24 protein-coding genes are annotated in these 19981 nt (G+C 63.2%); 12 read left to right on the top strand and 12 right to left on the bottom strand.

What is annotated here, in order from left to right:
- Nucleotides 1-105 precede the first annotated feature (105 nt).
- From AC5PZ0_RS22010 to AC5PZ0_RS21995, 4 genes are all read left to right on the top strand, one after another.
- The gene (locus AC5PZ0_RS22010) at nucleotides 106-2862 is read left to right on the top strand and encodes a response regulator (protein ID WP_099428502.1); all 2757 of its coding nucleotides are present in this window, start codon (nucleotides 106-108) and stop codon (nucleotides 2860-2862) included.
- Nucleotides 2863-3057: 195 nt separating this feature from the next.
- A complete protein-coding gene (locus AC5PZ0_RS22005; protein ID WP_493855731.1) occupies nucleotides 3058-4047 on the top strand; it encodes a 2-hydroxyacid dehydrogenase in 990 nt (329 codons plus the stop codon).
- Between the two features lie 31 nt (nucleotides 4048-4078).
- The gene (locus tag AC5PZ0_RS22000) at nucleotides 4079-4516 is read left to right on the top strand and encodes a hypothetical protein (RefSeq protein WP_027595843.1); all 438 of its coding nucleotides are present in this window, start codon (nucleotides 4079-4081) and stop codon (nucleotides 4514-4516) included.
- A complete protein-coding gene (locus tag AC5PZ0_RS21995; protein WP_493855730.1) occupies nucleotides 4513-4917 on the top strand; it encodes an META domain-containing protein in 405 nt (134 codons plus the stop codon). The genes AC5PZ0_RS22000 and AC5PZ0_RS21995 overlap by 4 nt, the downstream gene beginning before the upstream one ends.
- 135 nt (nucleotides 4918-5052) lie before the next feature.
- Here the strand turns inward: AC5PZ0_RS21995 and AC5PZ0_RS21990 are convergent, their stop codons facing one another.
- The gene (locus AC5PZ0_RS21990; protein ID WP_493855729.1) at nucleotides 5053-5517 is read right to left on the bottom strand and encodes a TlpA disulfide reductase family protein; all 465 of its coding nucleotides are present in this window, start codon (nucleotides 5515-5517) and stop codon (nucleotides 5053-5055) included.
- A gap of 85 nt (nucleotides 5518-5602) precedes the next feature.
- Here AC5PZ0_RS21990 and arsC point away from each other — a divergent pair, with 85 nt between their 5' ends.
- From arsC to AC5PZ0_RS21975, 3 genes are read left to right on the top strand one after another with little or no spacing between them, the layout of a single operon-like run.
- Nucleotides 5603-5956, top strand: a complete 354-nt coding sequence (gene arsC / locus AC5PZ0_RS21985) for an arsenate reductase (glutaredoxin) (RefSeq protein WP_493855728.1) — start codon at nucleotides 5603-5605, stop codon at nucleotides 5954-5956.
- Nucleotides 5953-6558: an NAD(P)H:quinone oxidoreductase gene (gene wrbA, locus AC5PZ0_RS21980; protein WP_027595839.1), complete on the top strand. Its 606-nt coding sequence runs from the start codon at nucleotides 5953-5955 to the stop codon at nucleotides 6556-6558. The genes arsC and wrbA overlap by 4 nt, the downstream gene beginning before the upstream one ends.
- Entirely contained in the window at nucleotides 6551-6964 is a 414-nt protein-coding gene (locus AC5PZ0_RS21975) for a DUF2069 domain-containing protein (RefSeq protein WP_493855727.1), read from the top strand. The genes wrbA and AC5PZ0_RS21975 overlap by 8 nt, the downstream gene beginning before the upstream one ends.
- A 74-nt stretch (nucleotides 6965-7038) precedes the next feature.
- Here the strand turns inward: AC5PZ0_RS21975 and AC5PZ0_RS21970 are convergent, their stop codons facing one another.
- Both AC5PZ0_RS21970 and ttcA read right to left on the bottom strand, forming a co-directional pair.
- Nucleotides 7039-7710, bottom strand: a complete 672-nt coding sequence (locus AC5PZ0_RS21970) for a DNA-3-methyladenine glycosylase I (protein ID WP_265968601.1) — start codon at nucleotides 7708-7710, stop codon at nucleotides 7039-7041.
- Nucleotides 7711-7714: 4 nt separating this feature from the next.
- A complete protein-coding gene (gene ttcA, locus AC5PZ0_RS21965) occupies nucleotides 7715-8539 on the bottom strand; it encodes a tRNA 2-thiocytidine(32) synthetase TtcA (protein WP_027595836.1) in 825 nt (274 codons plus the stop codon).
- Between the two features lie 262 nt (nucleotides 8540-8801).
- On the opposite strand from ttcA, the gene AC5PZ0_RS21960 reads away from it, so the two are divergent.
- Nucleotides 8802-9401: a Yip1 family protein gene (locus AC5PZ0_RS21960; RefSeq protein ID WP_027595835.1), complete on the top strand. Its 600-nt coding sequence runs from the start codon at nucleotides 8802-8804 to the stop codon at nucleotides 9399-9401.
- Nucleotides 9402-9540: 139 nt separating this feature from the next.
- A complete protein-coding gene (locus AC5PZ0_RS21955) occupies nucleotides 9541-10035 on the top strand; it encodes a SprT family zinc-dependent metalloprotease (protein WP_027595834.1) in 495 nt (164 codons plus the stop codon).
- Between the two features lie 142 nt (nucleotides 10036-10177).
- On the opposite strand, the gene fpr is transcribed toward AC5PZ0_RS21955, so the two are convergent.
- A complete protein-coding gene (fpr, locus tag AC5PZ0_RS21950) occupies nucleotides 10178-10957 on the bottom strand; it encodes a ferredoxin-NADP reductase (RefSeq protein ID WP_016501130.1) in 780 nt (259 codons plus the stop codon).
- Nucleotides 10958-11077: 120 nt separating this feature from the next.
- Here fpr and finR point away from each other — a divergent pair, with 120 nt between their 5' ends.
- Nucleotides 11078-12004, top strand: coding sequence for a LysR family transcriptional regulator FinR (finR, locus tag AC5PZ0_RS21945; RefSeq protein WP_027595833.1), 927 nt, complete (start codon nucleotides 11078-11080; stop codon nucleotides 12002-12004).
- Here finR and AC5PZ0_RS21940 read toward each other — a convergent pair.
- The 3 genes from AC5PZ0_RS21940 to AC5PZ0_RS21930 all read right to left on the bottom strand — a co-directional run bounded on the left by AC5PZ0_RS21940 (nucleotide 12001) and on the right by AC5PZ0_RS21930 (nucleotide 14020).
- Nucleotides 12001-12363 carry a diacylglycerol kinase gene (locus AC5PZ0_RS21940; protein ID WP_027595832.1) on the bottom strand — a complete coding sequence of 121 codons (363 nt, stop codon included), beginning with the start codon at nucleotides 12361-12363 and terminating at the stop codon, nucleotides 12001-12003. The genes finR and AC5PZ0_RS21940 overlap by 4 nt on opposite strands.
- Nucleotides 12364-12436: 73 nt before the next feature.
- Nucleotides 12437-13087, bottom strand: coding sequence for a response regulator transcription factor ErdR (gene erdR / locus AC5PZ0_RS21935; RefSeq protein WP_027595831.1), 651 nt, complete (start codon nucleotides 13085-13087; stop codon nucleotides 12437-12439).
- Nucleotides 13088-13309: 222 nt separating this feature from the next.
- Nucleotides 13310-14020, bottom strand: coding sequence for a tRNA-uridine aminocarboxypropyltransferase (locus AC5PZ0_RS21930; RefSeq protein ID WP_027595830.1), 711 nt, complete (start codon nucleotides 14018-14020; stop codon nucleotides 13310-13312).
- Nucleotides 14021-14237: 217 nt separating this feature from the next.
- On the opposite strand from AC5PZ0_RS21930, the gene AC5PZ0_RS21925 reads away from it, so the two are divergent.
- The gene (locus AC5PZ0_RS21925; protein WP_027595829.1) at nucleotides 14238-14657 is read left to right on the top strand and encodes a quorum-sensing-regulated virulence factor family protein; all 420 of its coding nucleotides are present in this window, start codon (nucleotides 14238-14240) and stop codon (nucleotides 14655-14657) included.
- 2 nt (nucleotides 14658-14659) lie between these two features.
- Here the strand turns inward: AC5PZ0_RS21925 and AC5PZ0_RS21920 are convergent, their stop codons facing one another.
- The gene (locus tag AC5PZ0_RS21920) at nucleotides 14660-14872 is read right to left on the bottom strand and encodes a hypothetical protein (protein ID WP_274884071.1); all 213 of its coding nucleotides are present in this window, start codon (nucleotides 14870-14872) and stop codon (nucleotides 14660-14662) included.
- A gap of 304 nt (nucleotides 14873-15176) precedes the next feature.
- Between AC5PZ0_RS21920 and AC5PZ0_RS21915 the strand changes: the two genes are divergently transcribed.
- The gene (locus AC5PZ0_RS21915; RefSeq protein WP_085272753.1) at nucleotides 15177-16295 is read left to right on the top strand and encodes an LOG family protein; all 1119 of its coding nucleotides are present in this window, start codon (nucleotides 15177-15179) and stop codon (nucleotides 16293-16295) included.
- Between the two features lie 270 nt (nucleotides 16296-16565).
- Here AC5PZ0_RS21915 and recX read toward each other — a convergent pair whose 3' ends face one another.
- The 4 genes from recX to AC5PZ0_RS21895 all read right to left on the bottom strand — a co-directional run bounded on the left by recX (nucleotide 16566) and on the right by AC5PZ0_RS21895 (nucleotide 19887).
- Complete coding sequence (gene recX / locus AC5PZ0_RS21910) at nucleotides 16566-17036, bottom strand: recombination regulator RecX (protein ID WP_027595826.1); 471 nt, start codon at nucleotides 17034-17036, stop codon at nucleotides 16566-16568.
- Nucleotides 17037-17057: 21 nt separating this feature from the next.
- Nucleotides 17058-18125, bottom strand: a complete 1068-nt coding sequence (gene recA, locus AC5PZ0_RS21905) for a recombinase RecA (RefSeq protein WP_027595825.1) — start codon at nucleotides 18123-18125, stop codon at nucleotides 17058-17060.
- A gap of 103 nt (nucleotides 18126-18228) precedes the next feature.
- Nucleotides 18229-18711, bottom strand: a complete 483-nt coding sequence (locus tag AC5PZ0_RS21900; protein WP_085272752.1) for a CinA family protein — start codon at nucleotides 18709-18711, stop codon at nucleotides 18229-18231.
- Between the two features lie 54 nt (nucleotides 18712-18765).
- Nucleotides 18766-19887, bottom strand: coding sequence for a hypothetical protein (locus tag AC5PZ0_RS21895; RefSeq protein ID WP_493855726.1), 1122 nt, complete (start codon nucleotides 19885-19887; stop codon nucleotides 18766-18768).
- Nucleotides 19888-19981 lie beyond the last annotated feature (94 nt).

Genomic DNA, 19981 nt, shown 5'->3' with positions numbered 1-19981 from the left:
ACGAAAAGACAGACAAATGGGTGCAATAGCCGAGCAGGCGGAGTAACTTCCCGGCTTGGTCCGTCACGCAGTTGACGGCGTCCAGGCACATGACAGGAGGCAAGTGTGCTCGATCGTTTGGGAATCAGAAGCCGGGTCCTGCTGTTGGCCCTGCTGCCTGCCGGCTTGATGGCGCTGGTATTGGGCAGTTATTTCACCTGGCTGCAGCAAAGCGATTTGCGCACCCAGCTGCTGCAACGCGGCAAGATGATCGCCGAGCAACTGGCGCCGCTGGCTGCACCTGCCATGGCCAAGCGGGCTCCCGCGCAGCTGGAACGGATTGCCGCGCAGACCCTGGAGCAAACCGACGTGCGCGCGGTCGCCTTTCTTGCCCCAGACCGCACGCGCCTGGCGCATGCAGGCCCGAGCATGCTCAACCAGCCGCCCACCGGCGGTACCGGCACGCAACTGTTGCAACGCACCGGCAATGACGCCACCCGCTACCTGATGCCGGTCTTCGGCCACCACCGCGACCTGGCCACCGATGCCGTGCCGGCCGAAGCCGAGCGCCTGCTGGGTTGGGTCGAAATCGAACTGTCGCACGACGGCACCTTGCTGCGTGGCTACCGCAACCTGTTCACCAGCCTGTTGCTGATCCTCGCGTGCCTGGCCCTCAGTGGCCTGCTGGCACTGCGCATGAGCCGCACCATCAACGACCCGATCAAACGCATCAAGCATGCGGTCAATCAGCTCAAGGACGGCCACCTGGACGAGCGCCTGCCGGCCATGGGCAGCCACGAGTTGGACGAGCTGGGCCGCGGCATCAACCGCATGGCCGAAACCCTGCACAGCGCCCACGAAGAGCTGCAGCACAGCATCGACCAGGCCACCGAAGACGTGCGCCAGAACCTGGAGACCATCGAGATCCAGAACATCGAGCTGGACATGGCCCGCAAGGAGGCCCTGGAGGCCAGCCGCATCAAGTCGGAGTTCCTGGCCAACATGAGCCACGAGATCCGCACCCCGCTCAACGGCATCCTCGGCTTCACCCATTTGCTGCAGAAAAGCGAGCTGACGCCGCGCCAGCTGGATTACCTGAGCACCATCGAGAAGTCCGCCGACAACCTGCTTGGGATCATCAACGAGATCCTCGACTTCTCCAAGATCGAGGCCGGCAAGCTGGTGCTCGACAGCATTCCGTTCAACCTGCGCGACCTGGTCCAGGACACCCTGACCATCCTCGCTCCGGCCGCGCACGCCAAGCAGCTCGAACTGCTCAGCCTGATCTACCGCGACACCCCATCATCGCTGATCGGCGACCCGCTGCGGCTCAAGCAGATCCTCACCAACCTGGTGAGCAACGCGATCAAGTTCACCCGCGAAGGCACCATCGTCGTGCGCGCCATGCTTGAAGACGAACACGAAGACAGCGCGCAGCTTCGCATCAGCGTGCAAGACACCGGCATCGGCCTGTCGCCGCAGGATGTGCGCACGCTGTTCCAGGCCTTCAGCCAGGCCGACAACTCGCTGGCGCGCCAGCCTGGGGGTACCGGCCTGGGCCTGGTGATTTCCAAGCGCCTGATCGAGCAGATGGGCGGCGAGATCGGCGTCGACAGCACGCCGGGCGAAGGCTCGCAGTTCTGGATCAGCCTCAACCTGCCCAAGGCTCACGACGATGCCGAAGAGCTGCCGCTGCAGCCACTGCTGGGCCGCCGCGCCGCCATCGTCGACAGCCATGAGCTCGCGCGCCAGGCGCTGGAGCACCAGCTTGAAGACTGCGGCCTGAGCGTCAGCCTGTTTGCCTCGTACGACCAGCTTCTGCATGCGGTACAGGCCGCAAGCCAGGCGGGCCACCCGTTCGACTTCGCGGTGCTCGGCGCCAACCTGGGCAACCTGACGCCCGAGCAGCTCGGTGAGTACCACCTGCAACTGGACCGCTACCAGTGCCAGTGCGTGGTGCTGTGCCCGACCACCGAACAGGCGCTGTACCACCCCTACCTGCCCAATGGCCATGGCCAACTCCTGTCCAAGCCAACGTGCACGCGCAAGTTGCGTCGGCTGCTGCTGGAGCTGATCCAACCACGTCGCCCGCTGGGCGAGCCGAACATCCTCAGCGGCCAGCGCCAGCCGAAGATTTTGTGCGTCGACGACAACCCAGCCAACCTGCTGCTGGTACAGACCCTGCTCGAAGACCTGGGTGCCCAGGTGTTGGCCGTCGACAACGGCTATGCGGCAGTGCAAGCGGTGCAGGATGAGCCCTTCGACCTGGTGCTGATGGACGTGCAAATGCCCGGCATGGACGGCCGCGCCTGCACCGAGCAGATCCGCCTCTGGGAAAACGCCCAAAGCGGCAGCCCGCTGCCGATTGTCGCCCTCACCGCGCATGCCATGGCCAACGAGAAACGCGCGCTGCTGCATGCCGGCATGGACGACTACCTGACCAAACCGATCAGTGAGAGGCAGTTGGCCCAGGTGGTGATGAAGTGGACCGGCCTGAGCCTGGGCGTGCCGCAGCAAGAGCGCTTGGCCGAACAGCGGCTCAACAGCGACGAACTGAAGGTGCTCGACCCCGACGAAGGTTTGCGCCTGGCTGCCGGCAAATCCGACTTGGCGGCCGACATGCTGGCCATGCTGCTGGCGTCACTGGAGTCCGACCGCCAGGCGATACGCGCCGCCCGCGAAGCGCAGGATCACACCACCTTGATCGAGCAGGTACACCGCCTCAACGGAGCCTCGCGTTATTGCGGTGTGCCGCAGCTGCGGGCGGCATGCCAGCGCAGCGAGACCTTGCTCAAACAGGAGCACCCGCACGCGCAACAGGCATTGGATGAACTCGACAGCGCGATCAGCCGGCTGGCGACGCAGGCACACATCAATGCCTGACAGCGCTGCCTTGCCCCTGCTGTAGAAGCAGCCTTGTGCCGCTGTAGGAGCAGCCTTGTGCTGCGAAGAGGCCCGTGACAGCAGCGAAGATTTACTGTGCTGTCACCGGCCTCTTCGCAGCACAAGGCTGCTCCTACAACGGCCACACAGGACGGCCAGCTACAATCCCCAGACATTCGCAAAGGAAGCCCGACCATGCGCGCCCTGTTGTTCAGCAGCCAGCACTACGACCAGGAAAGCTTCACCCAGGCCGCTGCCGGCACTGCCCTGGAGCTGCACTTCCAGCCCGCCCGCCTGACCCTGGACACCGCGCCCCTCGCCAGCGGTTACGAGGTTGTCTGCGCCTTCATCAACGATGAGCTCGACGCCCAGGTACTGGCGCGCCTGGCCGGAGGCGGCACGCGCCTGATCGCCCTGCGTTCGGCGGGCTATAACCATGTCGACCTGGCGGCCGCCCAGCGCTTGGGCCTGGCCGTGGTGCGGGTGCCGGCCTATTCGCCACACGCGGTGGCCGAGCACGCCGTGGCGCTGATCCTCGCCCTCAACCGGCGCCTGCACCGGGCTTACAACCGCACCCGCGAAGGTGATTTCACCCTGCATGGCCTGACCGGCTTCGACCTGCACGGCAAGACCGTCGGTGTGGTCGGCACCGGCCAGATCGGCGCTGCGTTCGCCCGCATCATGGCCGGCTTCGGCTGCCAGTTGCTGGCCTACGACCCCTACCCCAACCCGGACCTGCTGGCCCTTGGCGCCCGCTACCTGCCCCTGCCCGAGTTGCTGCGCGAGGCGCGCATCATCAGCCTGCATTGCCCGCTGACCGAGCACACCCGCCACCTGATCAATGCGCAAAGCCTGGCTCAACTGCAACCTGGCGCCATGCTGATCAACACCGGCCGCGGCGCGCTGGTCGACACCCCGGCATTGATCGACGCGCTCAAGTGCGGCCAGCTGGGCTACCTGGGCCTGGACGTCTACGAAGAAGAGGCCCAACTGTTTTTCGAGGACCGCTCCGACCAGCCCTTGCAAGACGATGTGCTGGCCCGGCTGCTGACCTTCCCCAACGTGATCATCACCGCCCACCAGGCCTTCCTCACCCGCGAGGCGCTGGACGCCATCGCCGCCACCACGCTGGACAACATCAACCGCTGGATGGCAGGCAAACCCCAGAATCTGGTATCGGGTTAATGCTAGGATACGCGGCATTTCTGGAGGACCCATGGTCGAGCACGATTTCCGCTACACCCTTTTCAACCCGCAACACACCCTGATCGAGTGCCGCGCCCTGGTACCCGGCCGCTATCAGGTGACCGGCAACGGCGGTTCGATGCACAAGGGCGACACGCTGTTGGTGACCCTCAAGGGCAGCAAGGACTTGTCTATGCGACTGACCGTGGAAAGCGTGCGTCACCTGATCAACCCGCGCGGCCAGTGGGTTGCCGTGGCCAGCGGCCCGGTGTTCAGCGAACTGGAAATCCTCACCTGGCAGGTCGAGTGCGACCAGTGCGACGCCGTGCTGGACTTCGAGTTCGCAGTCGATGCCAAGCTGGGCAAAAAAGCCCGCCAGCCGGCGGCCAGCGCCCGTATCGCGGAGCTGGGCTGGGCCAGCCGTGGCGAGAAGCACCTGTGCCCGCGTTGCCAGGAGAGCGCTGAGTGAAAAAGCTGCTGACCGGCGTGCTGATTGCCACCGGCCTGCTCGGCTGCGCCGCGCAACCGTCAAAGCTGCAGCAGGAGCGCAGCTATGTACTGGAGTGGATTGGCGAACGCCCGCTGATCGATTACAGCCACCTTACCCTGACCCTGGCCAGCGATGGCCGCGCCTACGGTAATGGCGGCTGCAACCATTGGTTTGCCCCGTACACGCTGGAAGGTAAGCACCTGAGCTTCGGCAAGGTCGGCAAGACCCGCAAGCTGTGCGCGCCAGCATTGATGGAACAGGAAAAACGCTTCCTGCAGGCGCTGGAGACGGTACAACGCTGGGATGTCTCGCCTATGGAGCAGATGCGCTTCTGGCCGGCCGAGGGCAAGCCGTTGCGGTTCTGGCCTGAAGAAGGTTGAGGACTGCCGGGGCCGCTCTGCGGCCCTTCGCGGCACAAGGCCGCTCCTACAGATAACCGCGTACGCTGGGATGACGCGGTCACCTGTAGGAGCGGCCTTGTGCCGCGAAGGGCCGCAAAGCAGCCCCAACAGGCATCATGCGCCCTTCAGGGCCTTGATCTTGGCCTGCAACCCTTCCAGGGTCTGCTCGCCCATCAGTTGCTCACGCACCTTGCCCTTGTCATCGATGATGTAGGTTACCGGCAACGCCTCGCTGCGGGGCAGCTCGTAACGCTCGGCCGGGTCCTGCGCCAGCACGGTAAAGCCGATGCCCAAGGTGTCCGCCGCCTGCTTCAGGTCCTGGCCCTGCAAGCCGTCGAAGTTCACCCCGACCACCTTGATCCCCTCGGCCGCCCAATGCTTGGCCGCCGCATTCAACTCAGGGATTTCGGTACGGCACGGTCCGCACCATTCGGCCCAATAGTTGAGCACTACCCAGTGCCCCTCGATCTGCTCGGCCTTTACCGTATTGCCGTGTTGGTCCACGCCGTAGTCGGCACCGCAACCACCGAGCAACAGGCCCGCGGTGATGGCCAGTACTGCTGCCAAACGCCTTGCCATGGGTCAATCCTTCTTGAAGTTTCAAGCAAATGGTTCAGTCGCTGCGGTTAGAATAGCCGCCACACCCAGCTGGATGCGACCCGACATGACTGACCTGACGCTCTATCATAACCCGCGCTGCTCGAAATCCCGCGGCGCGCTGGAACTGCTCGAAGCACGCGGCCTGGCGCCGACCATCGTGCGCTACCTCGAAACCCCGCCAGACACCGCCACCCTGACGGCCCTGCTCGGCAAGCTGGGCATCGCCCCGCGCCAGCTGCTGCGCACCGGCGAAGACGAATACAAAGACCTGAACCTGGCCAACCCGGCCCTGACCGAAGCGCAATTGATCGACGCCATGGCCCAACACCCCAAGCTGATCGAGCGGCCGATTCTGGTGGCCGGCGATAAAGCCGTGATTGGCCGCCCACCCGAGAAGGTGCTGGAGATCCTGCCGTGAGCCAGCCCTTCATCCTGGTTTTGTATTACAGCCGCCATGGCGCCACCAGCGAAATGGCCCGGCACATTGCCCGCGGTGTCGAGATGGCCGGTATGGAGGCGCGCCTGCGCACCGTGCCGGCGATTTCCACTGAGTGCGAAGCTGTGGCCCCGGACATCCCGGCCAGCGGCGCGCTGTACGCCACCCTCGACGACCTGCGCCATTGCGCCGGCCTGGTGCTGGGCAGCCCGACCCGCTTCGGCAACATGGCCGCGCCGCTTAAGTACTTCCTCGACGGCACCAGCAGCCTGTGGCTGGGTGGCGAACTGGTGGGCAAGCCCGCCGGGGTATTCACCTCCACCGCCAGCCTGCATGGTGGCCAGGAAACCACCCTGCTGTCGATGATGCTGCCGCTGATGCACCACGGCATGCTGGTGATGGGCCTGCCCTACAGCGAATCGGCCTTGCTCGAAACCCGCGGCGGCGGCACACCGTATGGCGCCAGCCACCACGCCGGCGCCGATGGCAAGCGCGAGCTCGACCCTCACGAAATCACCTTGTGCCGTGCCCTCGGCCAACGCCTGGCGAGCACCGCCAAGGCCCTGGAGGCCGCGCGTGGCTAAAAAGCCCAAGGTGTTGCCGCCGCTGCAATGGCTGGCACCGCGCCTTCGCCTGACGCGGGCGCTGAGCCTGGCGTTTTTCTTTGGCCTGATCGCGTTGCTGGTGGTGAACAACCTGTGGTTCGCCAACCTGCACGGGGCGCGCGTCGAAGTGATTCTGGCGATCGAACTGGTGCCGCTGCTGTTGCTGCTGCCGGGCATGCTGAAGGGCAGCGCCCGGGCGCATGCCTGGACCTGCTTTGTGGTGAATATCTATTTCATCAAGGGCGTGTTGGCGGCGTTCGACCCGGCACGGGCGCTGTTTGGCTGGGTCGAGGTGCTGGTAAGCCTGGGGTTGTTCATCAGCGGGCTGCTGTTTGTGCGCTGGAAGTTCCAGTATGAGCGGCGCATGGCGGGCGAAGGGAGTTGATTCAGGGGCTGCTTTGCAGCCCCTTCGCGGGACAAGCCCGCTCCCACAGAGGCCGCAACGCGGCCGCAGCAATCTCAGTGGTTGACGGTATGCGCCAGCATCACCGACAGCTGGCACAGTGGCCGCCCACTCTCGGCATGCCACTGGTTGAACGCCTGCTGCACCAACGCCAGGTCACGCTGGCTGGTCGGCTGCTTGTCGATCACTTTCTGCGCAATCAACGCTGCCGCCATATCCTCGGTCGGGATAAACGTGTCCTTGCCGACCATGCGCAAGAACCGCGGCGCCGATAGGCCACCCAGCTGGTTGCCATGCTTGGCCAGGTACTTCCACAGGCCGACGATATCGGTCACCGGCCAGTCGGCGATGAACGCACCGAAACTGCCCTTCTCCTTCGCCACATCCAGCACCATCTGCGCATTGCGCGGCACGCTCTTGAGCTTGCCCAAGTGGCGGATGATGCGCTCGTCCTGCATCAACCGCTCCAAGTGCTCGGCGCTCATCAGCACCACCTTCTCCGGGTCGAAACCGAAGAACACCTGCTCGAACGCCGGCCATTTGGCATCCACCAGGCTGTGCTTGAGCCCGGCGCGGAACACGCGCAGGGCCAGGGTCGACAGGTAGCGGTCGTCGCTGATGTCGCGCAGTTGCGCAGGCGTGCGTGGCTGCGGCAGAAAAGCCTCGAGGGCCTGGGCCGAGCCGAAGCGGTTCAGGCAGTACTCATACAGCCACTGATAATCGCGCATGGGGTCAGATGTTCAGCACATCGAGGAAACGCGGCGTGGCGTTTTCGTCGATCTTCAGGCTGGTGAAGTCGAACAGGTTGCGGTCCGCCAACTGCGACGGCGCGACGTTCTGCAGCGCGCGGAAGATGCTTTCGGTGCGGCCCGGGTGCTTGCGCTCCCACTCCACCAGCATGTCCTTGACCACCTGGCGCTGCAGGTTCTCTTGCGAGCCGCACAGGTTGCACGGGATGATCGGGAATTCACGCATGTCCGAGTAGGCCTGGATATCCTTCTCGCTGCAGTAGGCCAGCGGGCGAATCACCACGTTACGGCCATCGTCAGCACGCAGCTTGGGCGGCATGCCCTTGAGCGAGCCATTGAAGAACATGTTGAGGAAGAACGTCTCGACGATGTCGTCGCGGTGGTGCCCCAGGGCCATCTTGGTCGCGCCGATTTCGTCGGCGAAGGTGTACAGGGTGCCACGGCGCAGGCGCGAGCACAGCGAGCAGGTGGTCTTGCCCTCGGGCACCAGTTCCTTGACCACCGAATAGGTGTCTTTCTCGACGATGTGGTACTCGACGCCCAACTCCTTGAGGTAGGCCGGCAGCACGTGCTCGGGGAAACCCGGCTGCTTCTGGTCCATGTTCACCGCCACGATCTCGAACTTGATCGGTGCCACCTTCTGCAGGTGCAACAGAACGTCGAGCATGGTGTAGCTGTCCTTGCCGCCGGACAGGCAGACCATGACCTTGTCGCCATCCTCGATCATGTTGAAGTCGGTGATGGCTTCGCCGGCGAGACGACGCAGGCGTTTTTGCAGTTTGTTCTGGTTGACCGAGAGGGTGCCCATAGCGCTTGGATCCGCGAGGTGTGACAAAAGCCGGCTATTTTACGCACAAACTACGCGGCGCTGTAGGCATTCCGATAAAGACTTCGTTGTAATCAACAGCACGCCTTACAGCGCAATTTGCTCTAAAAAGCACGGTTTGTGCCGGTAACCGCTTCCTATACTGCGACATAAGGCCACATTACCGCTTGCATCGGTGTTCGGGCCTCGGGCCGCTTGCGCTCCATCTGGGGGGCGTTTGGCAACATTGAGAGGAGTGATCGGCATGATTCATCACGTTGTGGGGCTGTTTACCCATCCCGATCAGGAGTGGCGGGAGATTCGTGGCGAAGAAGAAACCATCAGCCACATGTACCTGACGCACACCTTGATCCTGGCGGCGATCCCTGCCGTTTCCGCATTTATCGGTACTACCCAGGTGGGCTGGGTGATTGGCGACCGGCCGGCAGTGATGCTGACCATGGAAAGCGCAATCTGGATGAGCATCATGTCCTACCTGGCGATGCTCGCCGGGGTGGCGGTGATGGGCGCGTTCATCCACTGGATGGCCCGCACCTACGATGCCAACCCCTCCATGGCGCAGTGCATTGCCTTTGCCACCTACACCGCCACCCCGTTGTTCCTTGGCGGCCTGGCAGCCCTTTACCCGCACCTGTGGCTGGGCATGCTGATCGGCACTGCGGCCATTTGTTATACCGTGTACCTGCTGTATGTCGGCTTGCCGACGTTCATGAACATTCCGTCCGATGAAGGCTTCCTGTTTTCCAGCTCGGTGCTGGCGGTGGGCCTTGTGGTGCTGGTAGCGATCATGGCCGCTACCGTGATCATCTGGGGACTGGGCGTGGGGCCCGTCTATACCAACTAGCGCGATAACTACACAGAACCAACACTGGGGCATCAAGTCAGAGGCCGCCGCAAGGCGGCTTCTGGCTGTGTGCTGACCGGTGGCTCGGCAAGCCGCCAGGGCTTGCGGCATAATGCCTGGTCAGGAGAATTACCCCGCCATGCCCGAGCTGCTCAAACAACGCGTCGAAACCTGTTACCAGCAAGCCGAAACCTTCTTCAAACGCCCCTTCCCGCGCCCGGAAATCAGCTTCAAGCTGCGCGGCCAGAAGGCCGGCGTCGCTCACCTGCACGAGAACCTGCTGCGCTTCAACCTGCAGTTGTACCGCGAAAACCAGGAGGACTTCCTGCGCCAGACCGTGGCCCACGAGGTGGCGCACCTGGTGGCTCACCAGCTGTTTGGCGAGCGCATCCAGGCCCATGGCGAGGAATGGCAATTGATCATGCGCGGGGTATATGAATTGCCGCCCAACCGCTGCCATAACTACGCAGTGCAACGGCGGGTGGTCACGCGCTACATCTACCGCTGCCCCTGCCCGCAGAGCGACTTCCCGTTTACTGCACAGCGGCACAAGCTGGTGCGCCAGGGGCGGCGCTACCTGTGCAGGCGGTGTCGGGCGATATTGGAATACAGCGGCGAGACCCGTGTCGAATAGGCCAGACAGGCCAAGGGGGCCGCTGCGCGGCCCATCGCAGGCAAGCCAGCTCCTACAGGTATGTACGATCCTGTAGGAGCTGGCTTGCCTGCGATGGGCTGCGCAGCAGCCCCAATTCCAGCTGATGAAGCTTAACGGCGGGTTACTTCTCGACGAAGGCGCGCTCGATCAGGTAGTCACCCGGCTCACGCATGCGGGCAGAGACTTTCAGGCCGAAGCTGTCGAGCACTTCGCTGGTTTCGTCCAGCATGCTTGGGCTACCGCAGATCATCGCACGGTCGTCCTGCGGGTTGATCGGCGGCAGGCCGATGTCGCTGAACAGCTTGCCGCTGCGCATCAGGTCGGTCAGGCGGCCCTGGTTCTCGAACGGCTCGCGGGTCACGGTCGGGTAGTAGATCAGCTTGTCACGCACCGACTCACCGAAGAACTCGTTCTGCGGCAGGTGCTCGGTGATGAACTCGCGATAGGCCACTTCGTTCACGTAACGCACGCCGTGAACCAGGATCACTTTTTCGAAGCGCTCGTAGGTTTCCGGGTCCTGGATGACGCTCATGAACGGCGCCAGGCCAGTACCGGTGCTCAGCAGGTACAGGTGCTTGCCCGGGTTCAGGTCGTCGAGGACCAGGGTGCCGGTAGGCTTCTTGCTGATGATGATCTCGTCGCCTTCCTTCAGGTGCTGCAACTGGGAAGTCAGCGGGCCGTCCGGCACCTTGATGCTGAAGAATTCCAGGTGCTCTTCCCAGTTCGGCGAGGCGATGGAATAGGCGCGCATGAGCGGGCGGCCGCTTTCCTGCTGCAGGCCGATCATCACGAACTGACCGTTCTCGAAGCGCAGGCCCGGATCACGGGTGCACTTGAAGCTGAACAGGGTGTCGTTCCAGTGGTGCACACTGAGGACACGTTCGTGGTTCATGTTGCTCATCGATGGGGCTCCTGAAGAAAGACGCAGCGCGCGCAAGACGCGCAGTTGCGCGATAGTTTAGGGGCAGCGACAATATCTGTTAACTGAATTATCAAGATATGTGTTATCGGTTATATAGATATGCGATTCACTCTCCGTCAGCTTCAGGTGTTCGTCGCCGTAGCCCAGCATCAAAGCGTCTCGCGGGCCGCTGGCCTGCTTGCGCTCTCGCAGTCGGCCGCCAGCACGTCCATCACCGAACTCGAGCGCCAATCCAGCTGCCAGCTGTTCGACCGCGCCGGTAAACGCCTGAGCCTCAACGCCCTGGGCCATCAGCTGCTGCCACAGGCTGTCGCCCTGCTCGACCAGGCCAAGGAAATCGAAGACTTGCTCAACGGCAAGTCCGCCTTCGGCTCGCTGGCGGTGGGCGCCACGCTGACCATCGGCAACTACCTGGCGACCCTGCTGATCGGCAGCTTCATGCAGGTGCACCCGGAAAGCCAGGTCAAGCTGCATGTGCAGAACACTGCGCATATTGTGCAACAGGTCGCCCATTACGAAATTGATCTGGGTCTGATCGAAGGTGATTGCAACCACCCGGACCTGGAGGTTCAGCCTTGGGTCGAAGACGAGCTGGTCGTGTTCTGCGCGCCCCAGCACCCACTGGCAACGCTGGGCAGCGCGAACATTCAGACATTGTCGCAGGAGGCCTGGATCCTTCGCGAGCAAGGCTCCGGCACGCGCCTGACCTTTGACCAAGCCATGCGCCACCACCGCGCCAACCTGAACATTCGCCTGGAGCTCGAACACACCGAGGCCATCAAGCGTGCTGTGGAATCTGGCCTGGGCATCGGCTGCATTTCGCGCCTGGCCCTGCGCGATGCCTTCCGCCGCGGCAGCCTGGTACCGGTCGAAACCCCGGAGCTGGACCTGATGCGTCAGTTCTATTTCATTTGGCACAAGCAGAAGTACCAGACCTCGGCCATGCGCGAGTTTCTGGAGCTATGCCGCAACTTCACCGCGGGCTTCACCCGCAGTGATGAGATCGTGCTACCGCCTATTGCCTAGAGCAGAATAACGCCCCAGACCAGCGCAACCATGGTGAGTGCCACCAACTGCGCGGCGCTGCCCATGTCCTTGGCGTTTTTCGACAAGGGGTGACGCTCAAGCGAAATGCGGTCGATGGCAGCCTCTACCGCCGAGTTGAACAGCTCGACGATCAAGCCCAGCAGGCACACCGCGATCATGATCGCCCGCTCCGCGCGGCTGACCGGCAGCCAGAAGGCGGTCGGGATCAGCAGCACATTGAGCAGTACCAGTTGACGGAACGCGGCCTCGCCCTTGAAGGCGGCGCGCAAACCATCCAGCGAATAGCCGGCGGCGTTGAAGATACGTTTGAGGCCGGTCTGGCCTTTGAATGGCGACATGTGCGTCACTTCACCGATGAAAGGCCGGCAGACTAGTCCAGCTGGGGTCAAAAAAGCGTGAAGAAGCAGCCAGTTAGTGGCTGGCAACCGATTCAAGTTGTTGCAGCAGCAAGGCCGCCTGGGTGCGCGTGCGCACGCCCAGCTTGCGGAATATCGCCGTCACGTGGGCCTTGATGGTGGCCTCCGAGACACTCAGCTCATAGGCGATCTGCTTGTTCAGCAAGCCTTCGCAGACCATGGTCAGCACGCGGAACTGCTGGGGCGTGAGGCTGGCCAGCCCTTCGCTGGCCGCTTTGGCTTCAGCCGAAACGTCGACTTTCTCGAAGGCTTGCGGCGGCCACCAGACCTCACCGTCCAACACCTTGCGCACGGCGTCCTGAATCACTTCCAGCGGGCTGGATTTGGGAATGAAACCACTGGCACCAAACTCGCGGGACTTCACCACGACGGCTGCCTCTTCCTGCGCCGACACCATGACCACGGGGATCTGCGGGTATTGCCCACGCAGCAGGACCAGCCCGGAGAACCCGTAGGCGCCCGGCATGTTCAGGTCCAGCAGGACCAGATCCCAGTCGGCTTTTTCGCTCAGTCGGGTTTCCAGTTCGGCAATGCTCGCCACTTCAACCAGGCGTACATCGGCGCCAAGGCCGAGGGTAACAGCCTGGCGCAGGGCGCCACGAAACAGTGGGTGGTCATCGGCAATCAGGATTTCGTAAGTGGCCATCGATCTAAGGATCCTGTTCTGTGCCAGGCGCTGCGGGGTAGTAAGGGCGCTTGGCGGAAAGGCACGGCGAAGTCCGGGGTAACGGCACCTTCGGCGTGCCCGAATCGGCGCCAAGGATGCCGAGCACGGTCGGGGTGGTCAAGCCAATTGCCCTGCCGCACTCGCCCACCCTGGCTGCCAGCCCCGACATTATGAACCAAACCGGCCCGACTGCCCCTTGGACTATAGGAAGGTATGCAAACGCTGATGCGCGTCGTCCTGTTCATCCAGCGGCAAATGCCGCTTGGCGCTCAGGTAGTGCAGGCTGAACACGTCCAGGTAAGCGTCCAGGGCCTGGGAGGCGCGCTGGTCGCCGGCCAGTTCCAGGCACATGGCCGCCACTTCCGCCGTGCAGAAGTGATCGTCACGTTTGGAACGACGCAGGCGGTAGCGCGACATCTGCTCGGCCTCCAGGCTCAACACCGGGAAGCGGTCCAGGTAGGGGCTCTTGCGGAACATCTTGCGCGCCTCGGTCCAGGTGGCGTCGAGCAGGATGAACAACGGCCGCTTGCCGGGTTCGCGCACCACCTCGTTGACCACCCGTTCCTGGGCAACGAACTCGCCAGGGAAGACGATATAGGGCTGCCACTGGGGCTGTTCGAGCAGCGCCAGCAGGTTGTCGTCCACCGCAGTACGCTGCCAGCCGAAGGCCGAGGTGTCCTCGACCAGGTCGGCGATCAGCCAACCGGTGTTGGTCGGCTTCAGTGGCTCGGTGTCGTGCATCAGCAGGCACACGCCCGACTCCGCCGGCACCCGGGGCTTCCAGGCGCACAGGCAATGGCTGGCAATGACCCGGCAATGCGGGCAACGGACGGCCCGTGAACCACGGGCAATGAACGGCTTGTTGCTGCGGGCCAGGCGTTCGGCGCGCAAGCGCGCTACCGCGTGGCTCATGCTGGCAGGCCTTTGAACAGGTTGAAAATGCACACTGCGACGGCTCGGATACACAAAACGCAAGTCTACCAGAGCAGGCGTCATTTGCCGTGCAGCGGGACGGGCTGGCCCCTTATAATCGACACTTTGGCGAGCCTGACGCGCGCAAAAGCGCGCATCAGGGAACGCCACCTGCCGGCGCATGTCAAACCGCCAGTCATTGAACCAGGAGAGATACATGCTGCGTCTTATCGTCCCGACCCTGAGCCTTCTGCTCACCCTGCCCCTGGCGGCCCAGGCGGCGTCCAAACAGGACTACGACCTGAACAAGATGCTGCAGAAGGTCGCTACGGAAAGCAGCGTCGGCACGCCGCGCGCCATCAACGAAGACATCCTCGACCAGGGTTATACCGTCGAAGGCAAGGCGCTGGTCAACCACCTGAGCGTGCGCCAGAGCCACGCCGAGCGCATGCAGGCCAACCCCGAGCAAGTGCGCAGCCAGTTGGGCGACAGCGTCTGCCGTAACAGCGGCTTCCGCAACCTGATGTCCAAGGGCGCCGTCATGGTCTATCGCTTCACGGTCTACAAGACCAACCAGCCAGTCATGGACCAGGCATTTGACGCCGCCAGCTGCGTCGCGGGCAGCAAGAAGAAGTAAACCTAGACCACGGGGTGGTCATCAGGGGCGCGCCACTGCTCCTCCTCGGCATCGGCGCGCAACTCTGCCAGAAGCGCTTGCAGGTAGCGTGACTGGCACTCCAGCCCCGAAAGCCTGCGACGGCACTCTGCCTCAAGGCTCAGGTGATGCGCCTGAGCTGCATGTTCCAGCTGCTGATACAGCTGCCGGTCCACTTCGATGGTCAAGCGATGCATACCGCCACCTCCTGCATCGATACGATTCGCTTTCCCAGTTAATCAAACCCTCACCCCCATAGGCTGCGCGCCGACGAGCGGCGTTCGCCATCACTTCGGCACGATCAGGCGCAACGGTCTAGATTGATAGCGAGAGCGCCAAAAAACGCCCAGATGGATTTTTGCCACTGCACCATGGCCTTGAAGGCCTACTGCAACGCTCGGGGTACACACTCGAGCCTGAGCAGCCAGCGACGCACGCAGTGTCGCGGCCGGGACACACCATCGACCCGGTCAGAGGTTTTGCTGCAGAAGGAGACGTTGAATGCCTTACCAACCCAACGAGCTGTTGTTCAATCACTTCAGGGACAACAACATCGACCTAAGCAAGATTGACGAACAGCTGCAACTGGTTGCACCGAACAGCCCCAACTTGCCGCTGTACCGGGACATGATGCTGACCATCCTGCGCATGGCCCACGACGACACAGATCGCTGGAGCGCCAAGATCACCCTGCAGGCGCTGCGCGAGCTTGATCATTCATTCCGCGCCCTGGAGCGCTACAAGGGCCGTCGCAAGGTCACGGTGTTCGGCTCGGCCCGAACCCCGCTGGAACACCCAATGTACGCCTTGGCCCGTGAACTGGGCGCCACCCTGGCACGCTCCGACCTGATGGTCATCACCGGCGCTGGCGGCGGCATCATGGCGGCAGCGCATGAAGGGGCCGGCAGCGATCACAGCCTGGGCTTCAACATCACCCTGCCGTTCGAACAGCATGCCAACCCCACGGTGGACGGCACCGACAAACTGCTGCCGTTCCACTTCTTCTTCATTCGCAAGCTGTTCTTCGTCAAGGAGGCTGATGGGCTGGTGCTCTGCCCTGGCGGCTTCGGCACGCTGGATGAAGCACTCGAAGTGCTCACGCTGATCCAGACCGGCAAGAGCCCGCTGGTGCCGGTGGTGTTGCTTGACTCACCCGGGGGCACCTTCTGGCGCGACTGCCTCGACTTCATCAGCCGTCAGCTCGAAGAAAACCGCTACATCCTGCCCAGCGACCTCAAGCTGGTGCGCCTGGTGCACAGCGCCGATGAGGCGGTGGAGGAAATCAACCAGTTCTACAGCAACTACCACTCCAGCCGCTGGCTGAAAAACCAGTTCGTGATCCGCATGCATCACCCGCTCAGCGAGGCGGCGCTGTACGACATCCAGGAGGGCTTCGCCGATCTGCGCCTGAGCGGCAAATACCACCAGCACGCCGACAGCGGCGCGGAACACGAGGTGGGTAATTTCAGCCATCTGACCCGGTTGTCGTTCGCCTTCAACGGCCGCGACCAGGGCCGCCTGCGCGAACTGGTGGACTTTATCAACCTGCCGGAAAACTGGGCCAAGCCTCAGCCTATGCACACGACTCAGCGGGCCAGGGAGGCATTGAAGGTTAGTTGAGACTCACCGCTACCTTGTGGGAGCAACTGTCTTGTGGTGCTTGTTCCGGCCTCTTCGCGGGCAAGCCCGCTCCCACAGGTAACGTGGGAGCGGGCTTGCCCCGCGAACACCGGCGAAGCCGGTGCCATGCACCGCGTAGCCGCATTCGCGGGACAAGTCGGATCGCCGCACCGCCGCTCCCACCCGAACTGTGTAACCCCCAAGTCTAGCGCCGCACCTGTGGGGACTGGCGTGCCCTCATTCACCGGCGAAGCCGGCTCTCACACCGTTTTAGTAGTCGTCGAGATCCCGACCACTGAGCAGGCGGCCGATCATTTCCAGGGAGAACCCACGGTAGGCAAGGAATCGGGTTTGCTGGGCACGGCTGCGGGGGTCATGCGGGCGTTGCCCGGCAAACTTGCGTTGCCAGACATCCATCAAACGCTGTGCCCAATCCACACCGCTTTCCCGTAACGCCTGATCGATATCGCCACGGTCCAGGCCACGCTGGCCCAGTTCTTCGCGTATACGCGCAGGGCCATAGCCGGAATTGGAGCGGTACCTGATGAAGCTTTCGAGGTAGCGGGCTTCGCTGAGCAACCCTTCTTCGGCGAGCCGATCGAGCTCAGGCTCGATCATCTCATCCAGAGCGCCTCGCTGACGCAGTTTGCGCGTCAGCTCGACGCGACCATGCTCACGTCGCGCGAGCAGGTCCATGGCTGTCCGCCGAATGGCGACGGGGGTGTCGAGTACGGCGGACATAGTCGCTATCTACAACAGTGATCAATAACCGGCGTCGGCATCAGCCACGTCGTCGGCACTGGCTTCGGCAGCGGCAGCCTTGCCCGCTTCGGCGGCAGCACCGGCTTTGAGCAGCTTCTCGCGGATCTGCTTCTCGATCTCGGCACCAATGGCCGGGTTCTCAGCCAGGTACTTGGCGGCGTTGGCTTTGCCTTGGCCGATCTTGTTGCCCTGGTAGGCGTACCAGGCACCGGATTTCTCCACCAGCCCCTGAGAAACACCCAGGTCGATGATTTCGCCGTTGCGGTAGATACCCTTGCCGTAGAGGATCTGGAACTCAGCCTGACGGAACGGCGGCGAGACCTTGTTCTTGACGATCTTGACGCGGGTTTCGCTGCCGACCACCTCGTCGCCTTCCTTGACCGCGCCGGTACGGCGGATGTCCAGGCGCACAGAGGCGTAGAACTTCAGGGCGTTACCGCCGGTGGTGGTTTCCGGGCTGCCGAACATCACACCGATCTTCATACGGATCTGGTTGATGAAGATGACCAGGCAGTTGGCGTTCTTGATGTTACCGGTGATCTTGCGCAGCGCTTGGGACATCAGACGAGCCTGCAGGCCCACGTGCATGTCACCCATCTCGCCTTCGATCTCGGCCTTGGGCACCAGGGCTGCCACGGAGTCGACGATGATCACGTCGACCGCGTTGGAGCGCACCAGCATGTCGGTGATTTCCAGCGCCTGCTCACCGGTGTCTGGCTGCGACACCAGCAGGTCGTCGACATTGACGCCCAGCTTGCCGGCGTATTCCGGGTCAAGGGCGTGCTCGGCGTCGACGAAGGCGCAGGTGGCGCCGTTCTTCTGGGCTTCGGCGATGACCGACAGGGTCAGCGTGGTTTTACCCGAGGACTCCGGGCCGTAGATTTCGACGATACGGCCTTTTGGCAGGCCGCCAATGCCGAGGGCGATGTCCAGGCCCAGGGAACCGGTGGAGATAGCCGGGATGCCGGTGCGCTCGTGGTCGCCCATGCGCATGACTGCGCCTTTGCCGAATTGGCGTTCGATCTGACCCAGGGCCGCAGCCAAGGCGCGTTTCTTGTTGTCGTCCATTGAAACCCTCACGTGTTCGACTTGGCCCTGATGGCCGGAATACCTGTATAAGTAGCCAGTATTATTCCACAGCGAAGCGCGCGCGCAAACCCCTGTCGTCGATTTACTCGGCACCAAGCTGTAACAAGCCGTCTAACGCGGCGATCACCGTTTGTCGGCGCACCGCATCACGGTCGCCGTCGAACTGGCGGCGCTCGCTGAAGACACGGCTGCCATCGGCCCAGGCCAGCCATACGGTACCCACCGGTTTTGCCGGCGAGCCACCGTCCGGCCCGGCCACACCGCTCACCGCCACCGCAAAGCGCGCGCCGCTGGCCGCCTGCGCCCCGCGGGCCATGGCTTCGACCACCTCCTGGCTAACCGCACCCACCTGGCCGAACAGTGCCGCGGGCACCCCCAGCTGGCGGGTCTTCTGGGCATTGGAGTAGGTCACGTACCCGGCCTCGAACCAGGCCGAACTGCCGGGGATGCGGGTAATGGCCTCGGCGATGCCACCGCCCGTGCAGGATTCGGCGGTGGTCACCTGGGCATTGAAGCGGCGCAGGTGCTCGCCCAGGCGGGCGGAAAGTGCGGTGATCGGGTCCATGTCAGGCTCCTTGAAGACTGCGCACTACCCTACCACCCCATGCGCGGCGCGGCTTCAGGAAACCTTCAGGCTATCGCGGGCAATGGCGCTAAACGCACGCTCGTCGCGCCGCCCAAGACGCGGTAGGCCGGCTGGCCAGCCCTGGGTCCAGTCCAGGCCACGCAAATGGCGCATGTCCTCAATCGCCGAACGCCACCAGACCACCTTGCAGGCGCGCTGGTAATCGTCGCTGCCGATGACACTGCCATATAAAAGCTTGCGGCCGACACCCCGGAGCTCTGGGGGCACGCGCGTAAGGCTCCACTTGACCGAAAGGCGGTTGAGCCAGGATGGCACCGGGCGATGCGCAGGCACCTTCAAGGCCAGGCCAGGCATCTTCGCCGTAAAGCGCTCGCCGTGGCGGGCGAAGAAAATCTCCAGAATGGCGTGGATGTACTGCTTCATCGCAAAGTAGTGGCTGATCACGCCACGCGCCTGGTTGATCTGCGCGCCCTGCAACTCGAACGAAAAGGCGATCTGCTCGATGGTGTGCAACTCACGGGCGTAAGGCGTCCACGCATCGATGCGCTGGATGGCACGTTCGGCAATGCCGGCATTCTCACGGGTGAAGCCCAGGACACCGCTGTTGCACAGCCGCAGGTCGTCGCTCGGCACAGCGCCCGCACGCGCAAGCCCTGCGCTGAAGCCGAGGTAGTCCTCACGGTGCGACGCCTCGGCCCAGCTCATCTCGACCTCGTCCACCAGGTACTGCCCAGCATCCACCTGGCCAAACAGCTTCAGCGGTGACTGCAGGAACACCGTGTCGGTGTCGATGAAAACAGTCTTGTCCGCCCACTGCCCCGCCTGCGCAATGGCGCAGGCCTTGCGCCGATGGGTGTAGCCGCCCTCCCCGGTCCAGGCCTGCAGGGTCACGTCATCCAGCGCGATCACCTCAACCGGCCAACCGGCGAATGCCTGCGGCTGGTCGGTCAACACACGAATCACTGGCAGCTCCGCCGGCTTGCAGCGCGCCAGGGCGGTCAGGATGCTGAGCTTGGCTTCCAGCTGGTAAATCCGCCGATCACCGTACAGGAGGTAGATCAGTTGCTGCTTTACATAAGGGATACGGCTGGACAGGTTCATCACTACGTCACGGCTAGGGGCATTCAAAAAGGCCGCGCATTCTAGTGCAGTCAAGGACGAAGCTCCATGATGGCCCGCCGAACTGCGCGCACATGCCCCACTGCGGCCGCCTGCATCTGGATGAAAAAGCCTGTACCATTGCCGGTTT

This window comes from Pseudomonas sp. 5.2 (genome assembly GCF_059025405.1).
The sequence above is the reverse complement of the archived record's forward strand: the minus strand, read 5'-3'. Positions and strand labels throughout refer to the sequence as shown.